23 protein-coding genes are annotated in these 20729 nt (G+C 35.2%); 2 read left to right on the top strand and 21 right to left on the bottom strand.

Annotated elements, in window-relative coordinates; all coding sequences use genetic code 11:
* Nucleotides 1–2: 2 nt before the first annotated feature.
* The 5 genes from gcvPA to ACP5SP_RS03165 form a co-directional block, all read right to left on the bottom strand.
* Nucleotides 3–1337 carry an aminomethyl-transferring glycine dehydrogenase subunit GcvPA gene (gene gcvPA, locus ACP5SP_RS03145; RefSeq protein ID WP_416085100.1) on the bottom strand — a complete coding sequence of 445 codons (1335 nt, stop codon included), beginning with the start codon at nucleotides 1335–1337 and terminating at the stop codon, nucleotides 3–5.
* A 3-nt stretch (nucleotides 1338–1340) separates the two neighbouring features.
* Nucleotides 1341–1727 carry a glycine cleavage system protein GcvH gene (gene gcvH, locus ACP5SP_RS03150; RefSeq protein ID WP_416085099.1) on the bottom strand — a complete coding sequence of 129 codons (387 nt, stop codon included), beginning with the start codon at nucleotides 1725–1727 and terminating at the stop codon, nucleotides 1341–1343.
* A gap of 83 nt (nucleotides 1728–1810) precedes the next feature.
* Nucleotides 1811–2620, bottom strand: a complete 810-nt coding sequence (rsmA, locus tag ACP5SP_RS03155; RefSeq protein WP_416085098.1) for a 16S rRNA (adenine(1518)-N(6)/adenine(1519)-N(6))-dimethyltransferase RsmA — start codon at nucleotides 2618–2620, stop codon at nucleotides 1811–1813.
* Nucleotides 2590–3573, bottom strand: coding sequence for a 3D domain-containing protein (locus tag ACP5SP_RS03160; RefSeq protein ID WP_428066740.1), 984 nt, complete (start codon nucleotides 3571–3573; stop codon nucleotides 2590–2592). Before ACP5SP_RS03160 ends, rsmA begins: the two co-directional genes overlap by 31 nt.
* Complete coding sequence (locus tag ACP5SP_RS03165; protein WP_416085096.1) at nucleotides 3554–4216, bottom strand: hypothetical protein; 663 nt, start codon at nucleotides 4214–4216, stop codon at nucleotides 3554–3556. The genes ACP5SP_RS03160 and ACP5SP_RS03165 overlap by 20 nt, the downstream gene beginning before the upstream one ends.
* Nucleotides 4217–4381: 165 nt before the next feature.
* Between ACP5SP_RS03165 and ACP5SP_RS03170 the strand changes: the two genes are divergently transcribed.
* The gene (locus ACP5SP_RS03170; protein WP_428076026.1) at nucleotides 4382–5215 is read left to right on the top strand and encodes a DegV family protein; all 834 of its coding nucleotides are present in this window, start codon (nucleotides 4382–4384) and stop codon (nucleotides 5213–5215) included.
* Here ACP5SP_RS03170 and ACP5SP_RS03175 read toward each other — a convergent pair.
* Genes ACP5SP_RS03175 through folP form a run of 5 tightly spaced genes read right to left on the bottom strand, consistent with a single transcriptional unit; the run spans nucleotide 5212 to nucleotide 10224 of the window.
* Complete coding sequence (locus ACP5SP_RS03175) at nucleotides 5212–5976, bottom strand: inositol monophosphatase family protein (protein ID WP_424586531.1); 765 nt, start codon at nucleotides 5974–5976, stop codon at nucleotides 5212–5214. The two genes, ACP5SP_RS03170 and ACP5SP_RS03175, sit on opposite strands and share 4 nt — an antisense overlap.
* Nucleotides 5977–5991: 15 nt before the next feature.
* On the bottom strand, nucleotides 5992–6753 hold the full coding sequence (xth, locus tag ACP5SP_RS03180) for an exodeoxyribonuclease III (RefSeq protein WP_416085093.1): 762 nt from the start codon (nucleotides 6751–6753) through the stop codon (nucleotides 5992–5994).
* A complete protein-coding gene (gene folK / locus ACP5SP_RS03185; RefSeq protein ID WP_416085092.1) occupies nucleotides 6750–7232 on the bottom strand; it encodes a 2-amino-4-hydroxy-6-hydroxymethyldihydropteridine diphosphokinase in 483 nt (160 codons plus the stop codon). Before folK ends, xth begins: the two co-directional genes overlap by 4 nt.
* On the bottom strand, nucleotides 7216–9024 hold the full coding sequence (locus ACP5SP_RS03190; RefSeq protein ID WP_428076027.1) for a DUF2207 domain-containing protein: 1809 nt from the start codon (nucleotides 9022–9024) through the stop codon (nucleotides 7216–7218). The genes folK and ACP5SP_RS03190 overlap by 17 nt, the downstream gene beginning before the upstream one ends.
* A 3-nt stretch (nucleotides 9025–9027) precedes the next feature.
* Entirely contained in the window at nucleotides 9028–10224 is a 1197-nt protein-coding gene (folP, locus tag ACP5SP_RS03195; RefSeq protein WP_428076028.1) for a dihydropteroate synthase, read from the bottom strand.
* Nucleotides 10225–10268: 44 nt separating this feature from the next.
* Here folP and ACP5SP_RS03200 point away from each other — a divergent pair, with 44 nt between their 5' ends.
* On the top strand, nucleotides 10269–10688 hold the full coding sequence (locus tag ACP5SP_RS03200; protein WP_424586528.1) for a 23S rRNA (pseudouridine(1915)-N(3))-methyltransferase RlmH: 420 nt from the start codon (nucleotides 10269–10271) through the stop codon (nucleotides 10686–10688).
* 31 nt (nucleotides 10689–10719) lie between these two features.
* Here the strand turns inward: ACP5SP_RS03200 and ACP5SP_RS03205 are convergent, their stop codons facing one another.
* Genes ACP5SP_RS03205 through ACP5SP_RS03255 form a run of 11 tightly spaced genes read right to left on the bottom strand, consistent with a single transcriptional unit; the run spans nucleotide 10720 to nucleotide 20729 of the window.
* Entirely contained in the window at nucleotides 10720–11277 is a 558-nt protein-coding gene (locus ACP5SP_RS03205) for a Hint domain-containing protein (protein ID WP_424586527.1), read from the bottom strand.
* A complete protein-coding gene (locus ACP5SP_RS03210) occupies nucleotides 11270–13102 on the bottom strand; it encodes an FAD-dependent oxidoreductase (protein ID WP_428076029.1) in 1833 nt (610 codons plus the stop codon). The genes ACP5SP_RS03205 and ACP5SP_RS03210 overlap by 8 nt, the downstream gene beginning before the upstream one ends.
* A gap of 11 nt (nucleotides 13103–13113) precedes the next feature.
* Nucleotides 13114–14214, bottom strand: coding sequence for an NADH-quinone oxidoreductase subunit D (locus tag ACP5SP_RS03215; protein WP_416085086.1), 1101 nt, complete (start codon nucleotides 14212–14214; stop codon nucleotides 13114–13116).
* Complete coding sequence (locus ACP5SP_RS03220) at nucleotides 14207–14680, bottom strand: NADH-quinone oxidoreductase subunit C (protein WP_416085085.1); 474 nt, start codon at nucleotides 14678–14680, stop codon at nucleotides 14207–14209. The genes ACP5SP_RS03215 and ACP5SP_RS03220 overlap by 8 nt, the downstream gene beginning before the upstream one ends.
* On the bottom strand, nucleotides 14674–15195 hold the full coding sequence (locus ACP5SP_RS03225) for an NADH-quinone oxidoreductase subunit B (protein WP_424586525.1): 522 nt from the start codon (nucleotides 15193–15195) through the stop codon (nucleotides 14674–14676). Before ACP5SP_RS03225 ends, ACP5SP_RS03220 begins: the two co-directional genes overlap by 7 nt.
* Entirely contained in the window at nucleotides 15195–16085 is an 891-nt protein-coding gene (locus ACP5SP_RS03230) for a respiratory chain complex I subunit 1 family protein (RefSeq protein ID WP_424586524.1), read from the bottom strand. The genes ACP5SP_RS03225 and ACP5SP_RS03230 overlap by 1 nt, the downstream gene beginning before the upstream one ends.
* Nucleotides 16079–17959, bottom strand: a complete 1881-nt coding sequence (locus ACP5SP_RS03235) for a proton-conducting transporter membrane subunit (RefSeq protein WP_424586523.1) — start codon at nucleotides 17957–17959, stop codon at nucleotides 16079–16081. Before ACP5SP_RS03235 ends, ACP5SP_RS03230 begins: the two co-directional genes overlap by 7 nt.
* On the bottom strand, nucleotides 17956–19437 hold the full coding sequence (locus tag ACP5SP_RS03240; RefSeq protein ID WP_428076030.1) for a complex I subunit 5 family protein: 1482 nt from the start codon (nucleotides 19435–19437) through the stop codon (nucleotides 17956–17958). The genes ACP5SP_RS03235 and ACP5SP_RS03240 overlap by 4 nt, the downstream gene beginning before the upstream one ends.
* Entirely contained in the window at nucleotides 19431–19772 is a 342-nt protein-coding gene (locus tag ACP5SP_RS03245) for a sodium:proton antiporter (RefSeq protein WP_416085080.1), read from the bottom strand. Before ACP5SP_RS03245 ends, ACP5SP_RS03240 begins: the two co-directional genes overlap by 7 nt.
* Entirely contained in the window at nucleotides 19769–20479 is a 711-nt protein-coding gene (locus tag ACP5SP_RS03250; protein WP_424596793.1) for a Na(+)/H(+) antiporter subunit B, read from the bottom strand. Before ACP5SP_RS03250 ends, ACP5SP_RS03245 begins: the two co-directional genes overlap by 4 nt.
* On the bottom strand, nucleotides 20472–20729 hold the full coding sequence (locus ACP5SP_RS03255) for a hydrogenase subunit MbhD domain-containing protein (RefSeq protein WP_416085078.1): 258 nt from the start codon (nucleotides 20727–20729) through the stop codon (nucleotides 20472–20474). Before ACP5SP_RS03255 ends, ACP5SP_RS03250 begins: the two co-directional genes overlap by 8 nt.

Consider the following 20729-nt stretch of genomic DNA (forward strand, 5'->3'; position numbering starts at 1 on the left):
TATCACCTTCCTAAGGTTTCTACAATTCTATCAAGGTCATCCTTGCTAAAGATTTCAGTTACAGCGAAAAGATATGAATTCACAAGCCCAGTAAAGAAAATGCTTAGTTTAAGCGGTGGAATTACGCTAATTTTTTTCAATCTTTCTTTTATTTCAAGCTCTTCAAGGTCAGTTTCAACTACAAATTCATTAAAGAAAGGATAATCAATACCCTTAAAGTGTCCTGTTTGTAGAAGTCTTGATCTTAAATAATGAGAGGCTTTTATGTTATATGTTGCCAAATTATAAAGACCTTCTTTTCCAAAGAGAGAAAGATATGCATCAATTGCATAGAGATTTAAGTTATGGCTCGTACAGAGATTCGACGTTGCCTTTTCACGCTTTATATCTTGTTCTCTTGAGCGTAATGTCATAACAAAGGCACGTTTCCCATTTCTATCAACTGTCTCCCCTGCAATTCTTCCTGGTAGCTGTCTAATAAAATCCATTTTGGTTGCAAGGTAACCGTTATAAGGACCACCAAAATTAAGGTCAATACCAAAAGACTGCGCTTCGCCAGAGACAATATCAACACCTAAATCCTTTGGTGATTTAAGGAGAGCAAGACTTAAACTTTCCACAACAACCTGTAGAGAGAGCGCGCCAAACTCATGTGCTAATTTTGAAAACGCTTCGACATCTTCAATACCACCAAAAAAGTTTGGATTTTGAACTACAATAACAGCGGTTTCTTTATTTAAGAGATCTTTAACAACATTAACATCAGTTAGATTATCCTTGTATGGAATTTCAACAATTTCAGTTTTGTGGGGTGCAACATATGTCTTTATTGTTTCCATATATTGTGGATGAAGCAATTTAGAAACAACAATCCTATTTTTTCCTGTAAGTCTCATTGCCATTAAAACTGCTTCGGCAGTTGCAGATGCGCCATCATATATAGAAGGAACAACAGCATCAAAACCAGTAAGTCTTGATAGGTGTGTTTGAACTTCAAACATAGTTTGAAGCGTACCCTGCGCAAGTTCAGGTTGATATGGAGTATATGCAGTATAAAATTCTTCTCGTGCAAGGATTGTCTTAATAACAGAAGGCACAAAGTGCTTATAAGAACCTGCCCCTACAAGAGGCTTTAAGGATGCAAAATCAACATTTTCTCTCTCTATCCCTCTGATGTAAGCTATTAGTTCGTCTTCAGAAAGAGGACCTTTTATTTTTAAATCACCCTTGAATCTTAAATCTTTTGGAATATCACTAATAAGTTCCTCAAATGAGGAAACGCCAATTTCTTTTAGCATTTCCTCAAGTTGTTCCTTAGTGTTAGGAATGTACCTCATAGGCTATTCTCTTCTGTACTCTTCGTATGCTTTTGCATCCATTAACTCTTTTAACTCTTCTGGATTTTCCATTTTGATCTTAAAAAGCCATCCTTCACCGTACGGATCTTTATTAAGAAGCGATGGATCAGAGATAACCGCTTTATTAACTTCAACAATTTCCCCAGAGATTGGTGCATAAATGTCAGAAGCAGCCTTTACAGATTCAACCGTAGTGACAGTATCTTCCTTCTTTACCTTTTTCCCTAATGTTACTTCACCTACATACACAACATCACCCAACTTATCTTGCGCATAATCGGTGATACCAACAACGGCAATATCCCCTTCTACCTTAACCCACTCATCGTTTTTTGAATAGTAAAGACCTTCCACGACTTTATAAGCCATATTCTACCTCCTTGAAGTGTAATTAATATACTTCCATGTCAAGAAATTATAATACAAATCATGGAAAATTAGAAATTACTTATTCAAGGTTCTGTATTTAATTTCTCAAATAGAGAATAAATTGCAAAAAATTCATCTGCGCTAACATCTTCTGGGCGGACATTTTCATTTAAACCAAGGTCTTTAAAAATTTTTGAAAAATCAAAGTTATAAAACTCACTTAAGGTTGTTAAAAGTTTCTTTCTTCGACGATTAAACGCCTTGTGAACAAATTGCAAAAATCCTTGATAAGTCTCTCTAAATTCTCTTATTCGTTTTAACTCAATAAGAGAAGAATACACATCAGGCCTTGGAATAAAAAAATTCGGAGGGAAACGCTTATGGAATTTTACCTCAAAGAAAAACTTTGCAAATACAGTTATTGAGCCATAATCTTTTGTTTTTATATTTGAAACTAATCTTTTTGCAAATTCATCCTGAACAAGGAACACTGCTCGACTAAGTTTAGATTTTGCAACTTTCATGATAAGCTCGGATGTAATGTAGTAAGGAATATTTCCGTAAATTTCACTTGCATCAAACTGGTTAAAATCTACGGTAAGTGCATCGGCCAAAATAAAAGAGACATTTGGAATTGGATTTTCTTCGTAAAATTGGACAAATCTCTTATCCAACTCTATTGCATAGATGTGTTTAGAAAATTGAGCAATATTTCTTGTTAAAAATGCAAAACCAGGACCTATCTCTATATAAGACTCATCTTTTGAGGGATTAATTGCTTCCACAATAAAATTAAGGGCAGATGAAGAAACAAGAAAATTCTGCCCCAATCTTTTTGATGCCTTAAAGTTGTACTTATCTATCAGTAATTTAACTTCCCTTGAAATTTCCATTTACCATCAAGAATATAAACTCTTACTTTTCTTACACCCCACCTACTTGCCTCATAGGGATAATAGAAAAAAACATCTATTCTATTCCCTTTAATAGCGCCTCCCGTATCACCTGCAATAGCATAGCCATAACCTTCAACATAAAGGAGAGTTCCCATAGGAATAACTGTCGGGTCAACTGCAACAATACCAAAGCTGCTTCGTAAGCCTGATGCAGTCATCCAAGGGTTGGAATCTGTTTCTCCAATAGTTGGTGAGTAAGCAGTTGCAATAGCATCAAAGGACTTAACATATTTTTTGGGCGGATTCGCTGTGCCCTCAACATAGGTTTTAGTAATAGGCATTTTTGTAATTTTTTCATAAATAAAATCTTCTCTTATTTTATCGCCACCAAAATAAATCTCCTTATAATGGAGTTCTTTTACGCCATTTTCTCCATCTTGCTTTAAATAAATCATACCACTTGCAACCATTGGATCCTTTACATAAATAGTTTTGTATGGTATGTTTACCTTTACAATTTTTTCTTTTTCTTGATACCTCTTAATAATAAGTTTGTTTGAGTTTAGCTCAGAGTTAAGAGGAATACTAATGTAATCTTTGTCTCCCAACGTAATGCCAATGCTTTCAAGGAAATCAGAAACAACTACCTTAGTTGTATAATAAATTTTTGTTTGCTTATCAATAGTAACTTCAATAGGACGAGATCGCATAATTGTTATTTTCCCGGAATCGAAAGACTCATTTAAATTGGGTACAACGATGTCTTCGGGGCGTGTTGTCAAATGTGCCTTCGATAAAACTTCTGATACGGTGAGTTCCTTGAAAGAAAGAACCTGGTAAATCTTATAGTCTGCTGTATCAGTTATTGTATAAACATGTCCAAAAGAAAACAGGAAGGCAAAAGTAAGAAATATTACTATAATTAAAGTTTTAACTATTTTTTCTACCATAACCATTCCTCTCCTTAAGCAATTTTTCAATTGACTCAAGTCTTTCTTCAATGCTTCGCAAACTTCTTACAATTTCTCCAAGAAAATCAACATCAAAATCCTTAAAAGATGCTGTTTGCTCAAGATCTTCTGAGTCAAAATCATCCAAAGAGTTTATTTGCGAAATTAAAGAAAGCTTATTTTTTGTTCGCGTTTCCTTCTGTGTAATATTACCTTCAATCTTCTTGAGGAAAATAGTCGGGAAGAAATAATAAACCCCGTTATCCTCAACCTCAAGGCGTGCAAGTTCACAAAAATTCACTAAAGATGACGGTGAAATTTGATACATATCTCTTGTTGGGAGAACAATAAGGACTGAAAGTTTCTTATGCTCGGGGTTTGGTTTATTTAAAAAATCAAGAATCACTTTCTTACTTATTTTTATCCCTTCGTCCCACATAATCTGTCTTGCAATTTCTGGAAAAGCTTGCCTAAAACTTTTATCAACATCCTCAACAAAATAGAGTAAAAATAACGAATATTTGGTCTCTAAAATTGCTGCATTTTTTTCTATCGGGACCACCTTTAAAACACTTTCACCAAAATATTTTTTTATTACATTTTTTGCAAACATTAAGGCTCCATTTAATGTTTTTATTTTCATCTCATCACCTTCCTAAACTCTTTAGTTTAGCATATTTCTAAGAAAATAACAAGTGTAGTAAAAACACTTTACAAATCCTTATACGTTTAAAATTTCATAAAATTATTTTATTGTTTTTTGTGAATTTAGTGTGAATTTCTATATAATTGAGCATAGGAGGTTAATATGATTAAAATAGTCGTTGACTCAACAGGTTATCTACCACAGGAAATCATAGAAAAGTACGATATAAAAGTTGTACCACTTAAAGTAAGGTTTGGAAATGTGGAATTTAAAGAAACAGATATATCTGTAGAGGAATTTTATAGAAGACTTACCTCATCAACTGAGCTTCCCAAAACTTCACAACCCTCCCCACAGGATTTCATGGAAGTATACAAACCTCTCATTGATGAAGGGCACGAAATAATTTCAATTCATCTTTCCCAAAAGATTTCTGGGACAATAAATTCTGCAAGAGTTGCAATAGAATTACTCAAAACCAACAAGATTCGAATTGTAGACTCAATGAGCACAACATTTTCTCTTAGATTTTTGGCAGAGTTTGCACTTTCACTAATTGAAAAAGGCCTTCCATTTGAGGAAGTTTATAAGGAAACAGTTAATGCAGTAAATAGAATTTACAATAGATTTGTTTTATATCACTTAAAATATCTTGTTGAAGGTGGAAGACTCAGCAAAGCCGGGGGATTGCTCGGAGATATACTAAATATAAAACCAATTTTATCTTTTACAAATGGCGAAGTGAAAATAGAAAGTGTTGCAAGATCCTTGAATAAGGCAAAAGATGTGCTTCTCAAATTTGTTAAAGAAATCAGTGATACCAAAGGCATTGATAGACTTGCGATAATTCACGGAATAAATAGCGATGTAAAAGAGTTTGAAGAAAAGCTAAAGGAGAGCGTTAATGTCCCAATTGAGAAAATGCTTTGTGGTGCAGTTATAGGAGTTTATGCAGGACCTGAGTGGATAGGAGTAGGAATTTTCGGTAAGACTTAAGCTCCGTTTATAAATTGAATCAATCTTTCGTGAAGAATTCCATTTGTTGCAAGAATTTCGTCTGCCTCAAGAAAACTTGTATTACCATCAAAAGTCGAAACTCTTCCACCTGCTTCCTTGACAATGAGCGAACCAGCAGCAATATCCCATATATGAATACCCTTTTGATAGTATCCATCAAAGATACCCATTGCAACATGAGCAAGGTCAAGTGCTGCACTTCCATCGCAACGTAAAGACAATGCACCTTCAAGAATATTTTCAAAACTCTTGTAAGTTTTTTCGTTTCTCTCTTTATATACAAACCCTGTTGCAATTAAAGCATCCTTAAATTCAGAAGTTTTTGAAACTTTAATTGGTTTATAGTTTAATAGTGCACCATGTCCTAACTCTCCTATAAATAATTCCTCAAGGATTGGATTATATACAACACCGAAAGTAATTTCAGAATCCTCCATAAAAGCAATAGAAACTGCAACCTGAGGATAGCCTTTAACAAAATTTGTAGTTCCATCGAGAGGATCAATTATAAATTTTTTATTTGATAATTCATTCAAGTCTTTGTTTTCCTCGGTGATAATTCCATAGCTTGGATAAGCTTTCAAAATACTATCTCGCACAAAGTTATCAATATACTTATCGACATTTGTAACAAGATCCCTTGGCCCTTTATATTCCACATCCAGGTGTTTTCTAAAATTATTTCTAATTATTTCACCAGTCTTCTTTGCAAGTTCAACTATAAAATCTTTTTCGTACATAAGGAACTCTCCTTTCTAATCTAAAAGTTCTAAAACTACAGGTACGTGGTCTGAAGGCTTTTCTAACTTTCTAAATGTCTTTTCAATATAGCAATTTTTTAACTTTGGAAGTAAACTCTTTGAAATAAGAATATAATCAATACGCATGCCCCAATTTCTTCTAAAACTCCCACCTGTATAATCCCACCAGGTAAACTCTTGAACATCGGGATATAGATACCTAAATGCATCAATAAGACCGACACTCATAAGATCAGTAATTGCTTCACGCTCTTCTTTCATAAAACCTATTGTGCCATTAAGCGCTACAGGGTCCCATACATCAATTGGATCCTTTGCAACATTAAAATCACCCATAAGGATAAAATCTGTATTTAAGAAATCGTTTTTTAGAATGTAGTTTTTGATCTTTTGATAAAATTCAAGTTTATAAAAAAATCTCTCCGAACCATATTCGCCACCGTGTGGAAAATAAACATTGAGAATATGAATGCCTCTTACAACACCTAAAATTGTCCTTGCTTCTGATTCAACAAGAACATTTCTATCCACTTTTTCAAACTGAAACCTTGAAATTAGTGCGACACCATTGTAGGCCTTTTGACCAAAAACTTCTACATAATAATTAAGTGATTTAAAATCCTCAAATGGAAAATGCTTTTCCTCCGTTTTTAACTCCTGCATTCCCAAAATATCAATATTGTTATCTTTCAAAAATATTTTAACATGCTCTAATCGGCTTCTTATTGAATTAACATTCCATGTTGCAATTCTCATTTTGATTTTCCCTCCAAATCTTCCAAGAGTTGTTTTACACTTTTCTTGAAAATAGGATGAACAAAATCTGGTTCAATTTCAACCAAAGGCTTTAAGACAAAAATCCTATTTTTCATATCTGGATGAGGAACTTTCAAATCCGGTTCATCAATAACCAAATCATCGTAAAATATTATATCAAGGTCAATTGTTCTGGGTCCCCATTTAATTGTGCGGACTCTTCCAAGACGTTTTTCTATATCAAGAAGAAGTAAAAGAAGTTTTCTTGGAGACAATTCCGTATAGCCTTCAATAACACAGTTTAAAAATGATGGTTGCTCAGTTAATCCGTAAGGAGCAGTTTCAATTATGGATGAAATTTTTCTTATATCCACACCCTCTTCAATAAGATAATTTACTGCATCCAAAATATTCTTATGCTTGTCGCCTAAATTTGAGCCGAGAGCAATAAAAACTCTGTGTTTAACCTGCTCCTCCACCTGATCCTCCACCACCGCCACCACCTCCACCAGAAAATCCTCCACCTGAACCAGTTGAGGTATGAGCAGTTGAACTTAAAGTTTGCATTGCAGAATTTAACGATGTTGTAAAGACATGTATAGATGAAAGATCAGACAAATTCGCTGAAGTAAAGCCCGCTCTGAATATGTAGCTCTTTGATAATTCATCCTGTGGAAGCTTATCAATGTTCATTTCTATGTATTTTAAAACTTTTTCTGCAATCCCAAAAGTTGTTGCATAAACAAGATAATCTTCCCAGATTACGATGGAATTAGGTGCATATTCTTTGAGATTAGAAAAATCTGATAAAAATTTTTTGAGTCCATTCCACTCAGCATATTTCTCAGCACCAAGTTGTGTACGTTTTTTAAGTGTAAGAGATAAAAGTGCAAAAACAAAAAGGAAAATATACAAAAATAACATTAAGAAATAAAGCTCAAATTTTGTAATAACAAGAAATGACAAGAATGAAAAAAATCCAAGCATGACAAAATATAAAAACATAATCTTTGTTCTATTTTCAAAATAGCCCATTTTTCTTCCCTCTTCTTGGACCATTCCTTTAAATTTTTGAAACATATCGTATGCAACTTTACTTTTTGTTTTCGAAAATCGCTTAATCATATCTGTTGAAACAAAATTATTTCCTTCAGAAATTACATTAAAAAGAAAATCATAGGCAAATAAAAGGTGCCCTTCTAAATTTGAAGGATCTTTATTGGTCTTGTAAAAATAAGTAACAGGCTCTTTTTTATTAAAGAATATGAAATTTCTATCCTCTTCTTTTATCTCAAGGGAAATATACCCCTTTTTAACAAGGTAAAGAATTGTAGCAGTTAGATCATCAGGAAGAACGTTTTCGAATCGCAAAAGATAGCCAACAATTGCTGGAGATAAATCCTCAGGTATTTCCCTCATATAAATAATATCCTTTTTAGATACAGGCTCTTTCCCAAAAGTAAAAAATAGAAAAAGATATATAACAAGGAATAAAACCCACATGCCAAAGAATACAATAATACCTGTTCTTATCTTTGATTTTAATGCTTCAGTTCGCACCGCCTCAGCAAGTTCTTCCTGCATTATACTATTTAATTTTTCTTGAGGTATAACTTTTGCATCGGTGAGAATGTAAGGAGGAAATAAAACTCTTGCTTCAATAAATGTATTGGGCGGAACGTTTGTTGCCTTAAAATGAGCGCCTGATCCATCAATACGCTCAACAACACCATTTAAAGGACCGTGCCCAAAAACCTTTATCTCATCCTCATTTACTGTTTTGGGTAAATACACAAAGCCATCAAAGTTTAAAGTTTTTTTATCCCACCCTGAACCTATTAATTGCCAATAAAAATCTGCAACATCTTTATAAACCTTTATTCCACCAATAACCTTGTACCTAAATATAAATGTCTTTGTTGTATTTTTGGCATCGTAGAAAAATTTTGCAAAGTACGAATTCCCTTGATCTTGAAAAATGTATGTCCCTGGTGTATTCGTTTCACCTACTGTTAGCTTATAGGGACCGCTTTCATCACTTATAGAAAAATTTTCAATGCGTTCAAATCCTTGTTTTGGCAAAGTGTATGTAGCCCAGTGAAAAGAACCATCAAATTTATATGTGCGAGCCTCTTCAAAATCAAAACTTCCATCACTATTTATATGCACTGTTACATTTACTTTTGGAAAGTAATAGTCCTTTGCAAAAGCATCTGCCCTGAATGAAAAAATTATTGAAACAACCAAAAAAAACAAAAAAAACTTTTTCATCTATTATCCCCCTTTCCCCTCGCTTATTATTGCCCTATACATACGTATCATGTCTTTATGGGGCAAAACATCATGTACCCTCAAAATTGAAGCACCTTTGATGAGTGAAAACATATTTGATGCAAGCGTTCCATAGAGCCTGTCATCTACGGGTCTATTATCAAGCGTAAAACCAATAAAAGACTTCCTTGAAAGTCCTACAAGGATTGGTTTATTAAAGATCGTAAATTCGTGAAGTTTATTGAGTATTTCAAGGTTGTGTTCTTTTGTCTTTCCAAAACCGATTCCAGGGTCAATGATAATCTTATCAATACCAAAGGAACTTAGGAAATTTATCCTTTCCTCAAAATATTCAAGAAGTTCCTTCATAAGATCATCATAATGAGGATTTCTTTGCATATCTTTGGGAGTGCCTTTTATGTGCATTGTAATAACAGGCACATTGTATCTTTTCGCAACATCGATCATTAAAGGATCAAATCTCAAACCGCTTATATCATTAATTATATCTGCACCAACATTTATAGATTCTTCTGCAACCTTTGATTTATAAGTGTCTATGGATATAGGGATGCTTGGAAATTCTTTTCTTATGGCTTCAATTACCGGAATTACTCGCCTCAATTCTTCATCAACAGAAACGCTTTCAGAGTAAGGACGAGTAGATTCACCACCCACATCAATGATGTCCACACCTTCAGCAACCATTTTTTCTGCATGTTTCAAGGCGTCCTCAACATTCAGAAATTTTCCACCATCAGAAAAGGAGTCAGGAGTCACATTCAAAATTCCCATTACAAATTTGTCACTGTTAAAATCAAATGTTTTTCCTCTTATTTCAAAAATAGGAAGTGGAGTATTTTCTAAATACTTTTCTAACGACATCCTTACATCCTTTAACCCAAAATAGGGCATATAAGAAAGTTTTTCAATGATTCTCTTATATACTCTTTTTGTTCCAATTAGTATTGCATCTGATTTTTCTGTTCTAAAGCTTGCAACCTCTCTTGAGATTGCAACATCACCGCCTGCGCTAAGAAACTCTTGTTTAAGGATATTTGCACCTCTTGCATCAAGGTTATAAATTTTAAACAATAGAATTTGGCTTTTTTCTTTAAATAGGTTAAAAACAGCACGATCAACCTTTACATTTTCAAGCTCATTTTCCAAATAAGAAAAATCAATCTTTCTTAAAATCAAATGGATCTCCTTTCTTATTTTTCACATTCAATTATACTTAAAATATGAAAATTAAGATATATGCAGTAGATAAACTGAAAAAAGAATACAATAAACTTGGGACACTTGATTATCTTGAAAGGATAAAGTATTACATTCCAATAGAAGTTTATGAAGTAACAGAGGAAAAGCTTAAAAAACTAATTTCAAAAGAACATTACAATATCGTTCTTGATGAAAAGGGTAAAGAGCTCACATCTATCGAATTGTCACAATTAATACAAAAATTGCTTTCAAGTCAAAATAAGGATATAGCATTTTTTATTGGTGGATCAGAAGGATTCCCAAATGAAATAAAAGGAAAAGCTGATTTTACTTTAAGCCTTTCAAAACTTACTTTTCCTCACGAACTTGTAAGGGTAATACTTTTAGAACAAATTTACCGCGCATTTACAATAATAAATAATGAGAAGTACCACAAATAAAAGGGGGCTTTTGCCCCCCCTTTTTAAAAAATTAGTAAGACTTTCCAAAAATTCCATTTACGAAGGCTCCAAAGTCCTCTGTCAAAACACCGTAAACATGTAAAAAGTTTGGCTCGATTTGCTGTACTTGAAGAACCGTCTCTACCTTTGCGCCAGAAAGAGAATGAACATATAACTTATCTCCTTCTTTAAGATCAGATGCTTTAACCAAATATTCTTCTTCCTCAATAAGCTTTACAAATTTATGACTCTTAGAAACAATTGTCTCATACCTTTCAGTTTTCACTTTATAAATAGGCTCATAAATTCTTCTTCTCACTATTTTAAGTACTCTTGAGAAACTATTGAAGGAATAGACAAACATTTCATCTTGTATATCTTTAATCCAGATATCCTCTGCTTTTGAAAGCATTCGCTCTGTTGCATTAGGAACAGAAGCCTTTGTAACAACAGTAAAAAGATTTGATACAGTTATAAATCCAACCTTATTTGCAAATCTCACAAGGAGATATTCGTGTGGTGAATAACCATTAAAAAACCTATCGAGTACTGGTTCTCCAAAAGTAATTTGATCTTTGAGGTTAATCATTTTTTCCTCCTTTGACATTCCTTAAGTAGAAATCAATACCAATTGCCGCCCTGTGACCATTTGCAATAGCTGAAATTGCATTTCCAAGCGAAGTTTCAACAAGATCTCCGCCTGCGAATACACCTGAAATTGAAGTTTCACCAAACTCATCAACCCAGATACGCCTACGTGGTGTAAACTTAAGTTGTTGCATAAGATGTTCTGGAATGAAGGATAGGTTTGTTGTTTGACCTACTGCTTCAATAATGTAATCTCCTTCAAGGAATAGTGTTTGATCTTCATAGAATGTTGGATTAAACCTTCTCTGCTCATCGAAAACAGACTTTACCTTCTTAACAATGAGGCCCTTTAATTTTCCATTCTCAAAAACCGCCTCTTTTGGACCCCATCCTGGGTTAAATATGACACCTTCTTCAAGTGCACCTTCAATTTCCTCTTTTGATGCAGGCATAATATCCCAGTCTTCAAGAGAAACAGTTTGTACCTTTGTATCGATGCCACCGTAGTTAATCTCATGCAACCTTACAACTGTTCTTGCAACATCCATTGCAACATTTCCACCACCAATAACAATAACCTTCTTGGGAACATCTCTTCTGCCTTCAACCTTAACTTGTCTGAGGAAGTCAATTGCCTGAATTATAAATGGCGTATCCTCTCCGTTAAGATTTATCGCCCTTCCATAAGAAAGACCAACACCAATATAAACTGCATCATAATCTCTCATAAGATCTTCAAAAAGAACATCTTTCCCAACTTCAGTATTGAATTTAAATTCTACACCGAGGTCTTTTAAGTGTCCCACTTCTTTATCAATTTCATAGACAGGAAGCCTATACATAGGAATACCAAGTCCCAAAGCGCCACCAGGAACAGAACGCTTTTCAAACACTGTGACAGAATGCCCCATAAGTGTCAAATAGTATGCGGCAGAAAGTCCCGATGGACCTGAACCAATTACTGCGACTTTCTTTCCAGTTTTTGGGAACATGTATGGATCTGAAACTTTATAGTCTTTCACCATATCAGTTGCAAATCGCTTAAGCCACATAATTTGAACTGCATCGCCACGGTAATTGTAGACACAATCATCCTGACACTTGTGGGTACAAATTCTTCCGCAAATACCAGGAAGCGCATTATCCTCAAGCATGTATTTAACAGAAATCTCGTATTCTTTCTTAAAAATCGCATCGATGTATTCAGGAATTTTCATATGTGCAGGGCATCCTTGCATACAGATACCACAGCCAAGGCAACGCTCTGCTTCTTTTATTGCGGCTTCTTCTGAGAATCCGAGGATGAGTTCTTCGAAGGTCTTCTTCCTTACATCTGGTTCAAGCTCAGGCATTGGAACTTTTTCAAGTTCAAGAGGTGTAATCTCGTTCAATTGTGTGAAACCATTTTCTGCGGTTCTTCTCTCCTCTGCTGGAAACCAAACAAACGCATCGCCATCTTGGGAAGTAAATATAAGGTTTCTTTCCATTTTTAAAGATCCCGTAGGACAGACCTCAACGCACAAGCCACAGTAAGAGCACCTTCCGTAATCAATTCTCGGTCTTAAATGTGTTGAACCTTCTTTTGGATTTACAAGATGAAATGCCTTAGGATCATCCATTGTGATTGCTTGACATGGACAGATGCTCATGCAGTTTCCACAGCCAATACATTTATCAAGATCATTTACATGAAAACCTCGATAACGCTCCGGAAGGTTGAGCTTTTCTTTAGGGTACTGCACAGTAACGGGTTTCTTAAAGATATACTTTGTTGAGGTTAAAGCACCAATATAACTTGTTTTTTCAAAATATTCTTTGTTTTCCATCGCAACACCCCTCATCTATCAATTTCAGGCGGGCAAATATCAAGTGTTTCCAAAATAAATGGAGCATCGGATAACTTCTGCCCAACCAATAACTCCTCTGCAAGAGGATACATATGAGGCATAGAAACACCTCTTACAGAAACTCTGTATGGCTTATCTGTCCCATCTGAGACAAAGTAGAATCCGTATTCGCCTCTTGAAGATTCAACCCTTGCGTATGCCTCACCTTCTGGTATTACCCATTTGAATGGATTTGGCATCTTTTTCCATACATCGCCTTTTGGCATCTTCTTTACAGCCTGCTCGATTAGATTTAAAGATAATTCAAGCTCAAGTCTTCTTTGAATTTCTCTTGCCCAAGCATCACCATCATCAAGAACGGGTATATCAAAATCAAGATATGGATAAGCAGCATATGGCTCATCCTTCCTTACATCAACCTTAACGCCTGTTGCTTTTAAATTTGGTCCAGTGACACCCATTTGAAGTGCGGTTTCCTTTGTAATCTTTGCAAGTCCCTTTGCCCTGTGCATAAACATTGGATTTTTAAAGAAGAGGTTATCGTACTCAATGAGGCGGTCTTTCATATACTTAACAAAACCTAAAACATCGTCCTCAAAGCCTGGATAAGTATCCCTTCTTACTCCACCTGGCCAAATATACATATGATAAACTCTTGCTCCAGAAAGCTTTAAAAATATATCAAGCATAAGGTCTCTGTCTGCAACTGCCCAGTAGTTAACAGTGTAGTTACCAAGCATAGCAGCTGTGCCTCCAAAATGGAAAAGCAAAGCATTCACACGTGCCGCTTCGAGTACAATAGTTCTTATAAATTTTGCGCGTTCCGGAATTTCAACTCCCATGAGTTCTTCAATTGCCATTGAATAAACAGCCTCATTTATGTCAGGCTCTGGAACACAAATTCTTGGTATAAGAGCAAGGTTTTGAAGGTATGTCCTTTGCTCCATTAATTTTTCAAATGCTCTGTGTAGATACCCAGAATTACCTTTTGCCTCAACTATTGTGTCTCCCTCAAGTTTTAGGTGGACTGAGAAATTACCATGGATCCCTGGATGGTTTGGACCTATATTCAGTTCATATTCCTTAATCATACTTTACCTCCACATTCCTTGCCTCATAGTGCTCAGTTGCGTACTTAATTGAATCGAAATCTTTTCTCAAAGGCGGTAAATCCTCCCACCCTTCAAGGAGAAATGGCTTCATTGAGTCTGGATTTCCTATAACCTTAATCCCAAACATCTCTCCAAGCTCAACCTCGTACTTGAAAGCATTTGGATAAATATTTGTTATAGTTTCAATTTCAGGATTTTCCTTTGGAATTCGCGTCTTCACTATAGCAAGAATCTTGTTTTCATTGGAATAGACAAGCGCAACAAGTTCGAATTGATTGTCCTTAACAAAATCAACTGCTGTAAAAAGCGTAAGTCTCTTGAAGGAGAGGCCTTTTAAAGCATTGAGCGTAGAAGAAAAGGAATCGTTCTTTACCTTAATAATAATCCTTTGAGGGCTTTTTTCTAAGATCTCACCCTTTATAACTTTCTTAATCTCTTCTACCATTTGAGCACCTTCCTTTGATTTGCCTTATAGTAATCATAATTTTCAATATACTTTCTCCAACCGTTAGCCTTTCCTTCATCAATGAGTTTCATAAGTGTCCTAAATCCTTCAAGTACAGCCATAGGGGTTGGCATACAGCCTGCAATATACACATCAACAGGCAAATACAAATCTAACCTTTTAACTACTGCATAAGAGTCCCAGTATATGCCTCCATTTATAGTACAAGAACCAAATCCAATTACATATTTTGGTGGAAGCATCTGCTCATAAACAGTTACAAGTCTTTTAAGAGTTTTTATGTTTATGTAACCTGTTACAAGGAGAATATCTGATTGCCTTGAGGTTACAAATGGGGCTATACCAAACCTTTCCGCATCAAAACGAGAAGTAATTGTGGGAGGTAGTTCTACTGCACCACAAGCAGTGCAATATTGAAGCATCCAAAGAGAACGCTTTCTCAAATGATCAAGTATTTCAACATAACCCTCTTCCAATGTTTCCTGTAGTTCCATTACTTACCTCCTATATAGACTATCAAAAGACCTAAAAGGGCAATTAAAGTTGGCCATCTCCAAAAATACCTAACAGCATTTTCAATTCTAAATCGAGGAAAAACCGTATCAAACAATGTCATTACTATAATTACTCCAAGTTGCTTAAGAATAAATGTAAAAATGTTTGAAGCGCCTCCAAGGAAAAGAATTGTGAAAAATGCAGTCTCAATATAGACCTGAATTGCATGACCTATCATAAGAAGTCCAAGATGTTTCCCGCCATATTCAACCATAGGTCCTGTTGCAACTTCTTGTGGCGCAACAACCGTATCGAATGGGTGTTCTCCCATTGCACCATAAGTTGCAATAAATCCAGCAATTGCAGTCAATGGAAGTAAAAACAAATTCCAATTGAATCCAGATTGGAGTGTCATAAATTTATAGAGATCGGTTGTCCCGTATCTTACAACAAGTGTATTTCCTGCAATGATGAGAGGAAGCTCATATCCGAGCATAAGCGTCAATGCCCTTGCAATACCAATGGATGCATTTGGGTTTCCGGACTCACCTGCACCAAGCGCCATACCAAGAGATCCAATTACCATAATATAAAGAAATGCAATAAGATCCCCGTAAGGTGTAAGTTGCTTAAAGTGAGGAAGAGGAAGGAATAGCACAGTTAAAATTGAAGCACCGACAAAAATAACTGGTCCAAGATCAAACATCACACCGTGAGAGATATTCTCTTTTTTTGAAAGAAGTTTGATGATATCAAGTAAAGGCTGATGCAATGGCGGACCGTATCGCCTATGAATGCGCGCAACCATTTTTCTTTTGAAGCCTTCAAGAAAGATACCTACAAAAAAGGCAAAAATAGGCGTTAAAATTAAAACAAGTTTTTCTACCATAATACGCCTCCTATTATGTAAATGAGGGAGAAAATCGTAAGAATTATGATTCCAAGGCTCACATAGGTTTCAAGATTTCCAGTATATATTCTCCTTATATAGTCCCCCACAGTTTTTACAAAACCTACAAAGTTTTCGTAAATTCTATCTATGCTCCACTCATTGAAGGGTTTTATAATGTCATCAAAGAAACTGTAGAAGCCAAAACTATAGTTGTATTTTACATCTTCAGTTAGAATTTCGCCTGCATAGTAATTATCAAGTTGATGGACGCTTCTTGTTTTTGGAAGAAGGTAGAAGATAAGTGCTGCAACTACAAAACCACCCATGAGTGCAGCTGAAATAATAGGAACGTTTAAAGCATGAAGTCCTGGTTGTTCTGGAAAGCCTGTAAGAGTGTATTTTATAGGATCAAAACCAAGGAATGCCTCAGCTTTAGAAACAAAATACATAGGAATTCCCGGCAAAACTCCAAATAGAAGCGCAAGAAGAGAAAGCACAAGCATTGGTACTTGCATAAGAATTGGCACTTCCTTAACACCCTCATATTTCTTTGGAAGCTGTCCAAGGAATATTGAATGTATTAATCTATAAACATACATAAATGATCCTGTCCCACCCAGAAGTGCAATAGTTAAAAGTAGTGGTTCTTTATTTTGTATTAAAGCTTCATAAATGAGATACTTTGAGACAAATCCATTTAATGGCGGAATACCCGCAGTTGCAATAATTGCAAGAAGCATTGAAATAAAAGAAATTGGCATCTTCTTAATGAGTCCACCAAGTTCTGAAAGATTTTTTGTGCCAGTTCTGTATATAACACCACCCACGACAAAGAATAGAATTCCTTTAAAAATTGAGTGATTTACAATGTGTAATAACCCACCTGCAACACCAAGAGGTGTTCCAAGCGACAAACCGAGAAGTATATAACCACTCTGTGCAATTGAAGACCAGGCAAGAATTTTCTTCGCATCCTCCTGCACAATCGCAACAAATGTTCCTATGATGATTGTTAATGCACCAATCCACTGAAGAACATACATAATAAGAGGAGCTTCAAAAACTCTTGGCATTATTTTTGAAAAGAGATTAAGTCCAAAAATCGAGAATACAAATATTGTAAATAAGTAAAGACCCACCTTCTTCACAACTGAGGAAAGCAAAACAGAAACAGAATCAGGCGCTTCTGCATAGGTAATTGGTGCCCATACATGAAGAGGCATGATCGAAGCTTCGATAAGAAAGCCGATTACAAATAAGACGAACGTTATTAAAACAATTGGGGTTGGTGCAGTTGAAAGATAGCCTGAAATCTCTGCATAACCAAAACTTCCCGCTTTAAAGAATAAAAACACAACTGCTGCAAGCATTGAATTGGCACCAATAAGAGCCCAGGTAATATATTTAAGTTGTGCATTATGTGATTCTTCATAACCTTTACCGATAAGAAAGAAGATAATTAATGCAATAATTTCAAAGAAAATAAAGAAAGACAAGATGTCTCTTGCAAAAAGTACTCCGAAAACTGCACCCTCTAAAAATGAGAACTCAAGAATAGCTAAATCAGAATCTTCCGACTTATCAAATTCGAAAAGAAGAAAAATGCCAGCAAGAAGAAAGATTAATGAGAAAAGAAGTGATAACATAAATGATAAAGCATTTATTCCCAATGATAGACTCTGTCCAAGAACAGTGAGATAATAAAAGTTATCGATTGTTTTATTCGCATACTGATATAGTTCAAAAAATGGAAGTATAAGGAATATCAAGAAGAAAATATTTCTCACCGCTTTATGTAATGCAGAACCAGCATAGGCAAGAAGTCCACCAAAAATTGGCGTAAGTAAAATCATCAAAAGTGAAAAGTTCATTTTAAACCTCCCAAAACTGAGGTTAGATAAATTGTTCTTTGTATTAATTGATTTGCTATATCATTAGTAAAATTAAGGACACTCATAGGCCTTGAGCTAAGAATAACTAATATTAGCACAAGAATAAATGGCGAAATGACAAGCCATGGATTTTCTGCTTGGAAATTCTTGTCACTCTTTTCAAAAAGAATCTTAAATACTCTATAGAAATAAACGCCTTCTATAATTGCTGCAAAAAGCACAAGTGCAAAGGATAAATATCCAAGAAAACCTGGAAAATCAAGTAAAGTCTGAAGAATTGCTAATTTTGTGAAGAACCCAAAGAACGGAGGAACTCCAATAAGAGAAAGCGCAGCAAAAACAAAAAGGATCGATGTTAAAATATTTACTCTTCCAAAGCCTTTAAGGTCATCAATATTTCTTGAACCTTGAGCTTCAATCATGATGCCTGCAACTAAGAACAATACCGCTTTTGAAAATGAATGGTTTACCATCTGTGCAACTGAAGCAGAGATTGAAGCTTGAGTTCCAACAGAAAAAGCAAGTACAAACAACCCTGTTTGCCCAATTGTTGAATATGCAAGCATTCTCTTTAGATCCTTCTGGAAGAATGCAGCAATCTCACCAAAGAAGAGAGTAAGAAGTGCAATGATGAAAAGATATGGAATAAATGCAGAATAATTAAATACAGTAACAGTAACCCGTATTATTGCATATATTGCAGTTGTTGTGACAATACCCGAAAGCATTGCAGATATACCTGATGGAGCAGCAGGGTGTGCATCAGGAAGCCAGGAGTTCAAGGGGAAAAGCGCTCCTTCAACTGCAAGTCCAAAGAATATTAATACATAAGGAACAAGTTTTTCAAGGCTTCCGACATAATCAAGTTTTGTAGCAATATGTGCCATGTTAAGCGTTCCTGTTTGCGCATAGATAAGAACAATACCAATAAGAAGTAAGGAACCTGCAAGAATGCCCTGAACAACATATTTAAAACCTGCTTCAATAGAATCCTTGCTACGCATATACCCAACAAGCCCGAAGGAAGATAGAGAAAGCACTTCAAAGGCAACAAACACATTAAAAAGGTCACCTGTTATACTTATCCAACTTGATGCCATGATAAGGAGAGTAAAAAGAATGTGGAATTTATCTGTTGGCTCCTCCTTCATATAGAAGATATTGTAAAAAGAAATAAGAAACCCAAGGACATTTACCATAAGGACAATAATAAAATTCAATTTGTCGACAGCAAGGATTATTACGTATGGGGGGTTTAGTCCTGCGGTTGTGCTTAAAACAATAGAGCCATACAAAACTTTTACTCCAATAAAATAGATGACAACAAGATTAAGTGCACTTACAATGAGTGGAACAAATTTAATGAGTTTCTTTAAAAATGGAGAAATGATAATCGAAAGAAAAGCAAAGAAAAGAGGAATAACTACCAATAATGTTGGATTAGCCAAGTTTACCATCTTAGACTCCTTATCTTTCTTATATCCAATGTGCCGTACTTCCTATAGAGAAGCACGACAAATGCCGCAGCAAGTGCAAGTTCAGAGGCACCAATAACAATGGAGGTAAGAGTAAGAGCCTGAGGCACAGGATCAACCATAAGACTTGCATTCATTACATCTTTCGAAAATATCGGTGCTGTTTTTCCGTTTACATACCCAATTGAAACAATAAGAAGATTAATACCTGTTTCAATGAGGTCAAGCCCTATAATTATCTTTATGAGGTTCTTTTTTATAATAAGAGCATAAATGCCAATACCAATTATGAGAAGTGCAGAAATATAGAAAATCATTCTTCACCTCCAGCTTCTTCGCACTTCACTTCACACATAAGATCATCAATAATATTGGATAACTCTGAACCTACCTTTAAGCCAACACCTATATAAATTGGAAGCATTATACCACCAGAAAGTAGATCAAATAAAGTTCCGTTAGGTAATACATTTGCAAGGAAGGAACCTTTCATAAAAAATCCTAATAGTCCTATAATTACATACGTAAGACCACCTAATCCTTCAACAAGATAGAATTTTTTTCTATCAATTGAAGTTTCCTCATATGCAAGGTAGAGAAGTAGAAATCCTGTTGCAATAAGAGCTCCACCCTGGAAACCTCCACCCGGGGTTAAATGTCCATGCATGAAGATATAAGCGCCTGTAAGGAGGATAAAGGGAAACACAACACGTGTTCCAATTTTTGTTACGAAATTTGATTCTTGAAGTTTTTGTTTTCTTTTATTTTCACCCATAAAGTAAAGCACAGCAACACCTAAGGCAGCCGTGAAAAGGACTGTTACTTCACCAAGGGTATCAAAGCCTCTGTAGAAAAGCGTAACCGATGTAACGACATTTGCAGCACCTGTTTGAGGAACTGTATTATCAAGATAGTATTTTCCAACATCCATCTTATCTACACCAAATTTGTAGTTTGACATAAAAATCGCAATTGCTGCAATAATTATGAGGATAAATACACCATAAACAATTTTTCTAATCATCATTATCCTCCCGCTCCGTCTTTTTTACGGCAACAATGTAAATTGCCATAGTAAGTGCCGCACCAATTGCGGCTTCAGACATTGCTACATCAGGTGCCTGCAGAAGCAAAAATACCAAAGATACAAGAAGACTTCCACCGCCCATAAATATAACTGCTGCAAGAAGATCCTTAACGTGTATTGCAAGAATGGAGAGAATTATCGTAAGTACAAGAAGAAGGTAAGAGAAAATTAGAATATAAATATTCAT

The organism is Caldisericum sp. (assembly GCF_049967455.1).
GTDB classification, from domain to species: Bacteria; Caldisericota; Caldisericia; order Caldisericales; family Caldisericaceae; genus Caldisericum; species Caldisericum exile_A.

What these genes read in the sequence shown, in the direction of transcription:
- ACP5SP_RS03170 (WP_428076026.1), top strand. Translation starts at nt 4,382, where the DNA reads ATGATTAAAATAGTCGTTGACTCAACAGGTTATCTACCACAGGAAATC.
- ACP5SP_RS03190 (WP_428076027.1), bottom strand. Translation starts at nt 9,024, where the DNA reads ATGAAAAAGTTTTTTTTGTTTTTTTTGGTTGTTTCAATAATTTTTTCA.
- ACP5SP_RS03205 (WP_424586527.1), bottom strand. Translation starts at nt 11,277, where the DNA reads ATGATTAACCTCAAAGATCAAATTACTTTTGGAGAACCAGTACTCGAT.
- rsmA (WP_416085098.1), bottom strand. Translation starts at nt 2,620, where the DNA reads ATGGAAATTTCAAGGGAAGTTAAATTACTGATAGATAAGTACAACTTT.
- ACP5SP_RS03160 (WP_428066740.1), bottom strand. Translation starts at nt 3,573, where the DNA reads ATGGTAGAAAAAATAGTTAAAACTTTAATTATAGTAATATTTCTTACT.
- ACP5SP_RS03165 (WP_416085096.1), bottom strand. Translation starts at nt 4,216, where the DNA reads ATGAAAATAAAAACATTAAATGGAGCCTTAATGTTTGCAAAAAATGTA.
- ACP5SP_RS03250 (WP_424596793.1), bottom strand. Translation starts at nt 20,479, where the DNA reads ATGATTAGAAAAATTGTTTATGGTGTATTTATCCTCATAATTATTGCA.
- ACP5SP_RS03175 (WP_424586531.1), bottom strand. Translation starts at nt 5,976, where the DNA reads ATGTACGAAAAAGATTTTATAGTTGAACTTGCAAAGAAGACTGGTGAA.
- ACP5SP_RS03210 (WP_428076029.1), bottom strand. Translation starts at nt 13,102, where the DNA reads ATGGAAAACAAAGAATATTTTGAAAAAACAAGTTATATTGGTGCTTTA.
- ACP5SP_RS03255 (WP_416085078.1), bottom strand. Translation starts at nt 20,729, where the DNA reads ATGAATATTTATATTCTAATTTTCTCTTACCTTCTTCTTGTACTTACG.
- ACP5SP_RS03235 (WP_424586523.1), bottom strand. Translation starts at nt 17,959, where the DNA reads ATGAACTTTTCACTTTTGATGATTTTACTTACGCCAATTTTTGGTGGA.
- ACP5SP_RS03215 (WP_416085086.1), bottom strand. Translation starts at nt 14,214, where the DNA reads ATGATTAAGGAATATGAACTGAATATAGGTCCAAACCATCCAGGGATC.
- gcvPA (WP_416085100.1), bottom strand. Translation starts at nt 1,337, where the DNA reads ATGAGGTACATTCCTAACACTAAGGAACAACTTGAGGAAATGCTAAAA.
- ACP5SP_RS03230 (WP_424586524.1), bottom strand. Translation starts at nt 16,085, where the DNA reads ATGGTAGAAAAACTTGTTTTAATTTTAACGCCTATTTTTGCCTTTTTT.
- xth (WP_416085093.1), bottom strand. Translation starts at nt 6,753, where the DNA reads ATGAGAATTGCAACATGGAATGTTAATTCAATAAGAAGCCGATTAGAG.
- ACP5SP_RS03245 (WP_416085080.1), bottom strand. Translation starts at nt 19,772, where the DNA reads ATGATTTTCTATATTTCTGCACTTCTCATAATTGGTATTGGCATTTAT.
- ACP5SP_RS03200 (WP_424586528.1), top strand. Translation starts at nt 10,269, where the DNA reads ATGAAAATTAAGATATATGCAGTAGATAAACTGAAAAAAGAATACAAT.
- gcvH (WP_416085099.1), bottom strand. Translation starts at nt 1,727, where the DNA reads ATGGCTTATAAAGTCGTGGAAGGTCTTTACTATTCAAAAAACGATGAG.
- ACP5SP_RS03220 (WP_416085085.1), bottom strand. Translation starts at nt 14,680, where the DNA reads ATGGTAGAAGAGATTAAGAAAGTTATAAAGGGTGAGATCTTAGAAAAA.
- ACP5SP_RS03225 (WP_424586525.1), bottom strand. Translation starts at nt 15,195, where the DNA reads ATGGAACTACAGGAAACATTGGAAGAGGGTTATGTTGAAATACTTGAT.
- ACP5SP_RS03240 (WP_428076030.1), bottom strand. Translation starts at nt 19,437, where the DNA reads ATGGTAAACTTGGCTAATCCAACATTATTGGTAGTTATTCCTCTTTTC.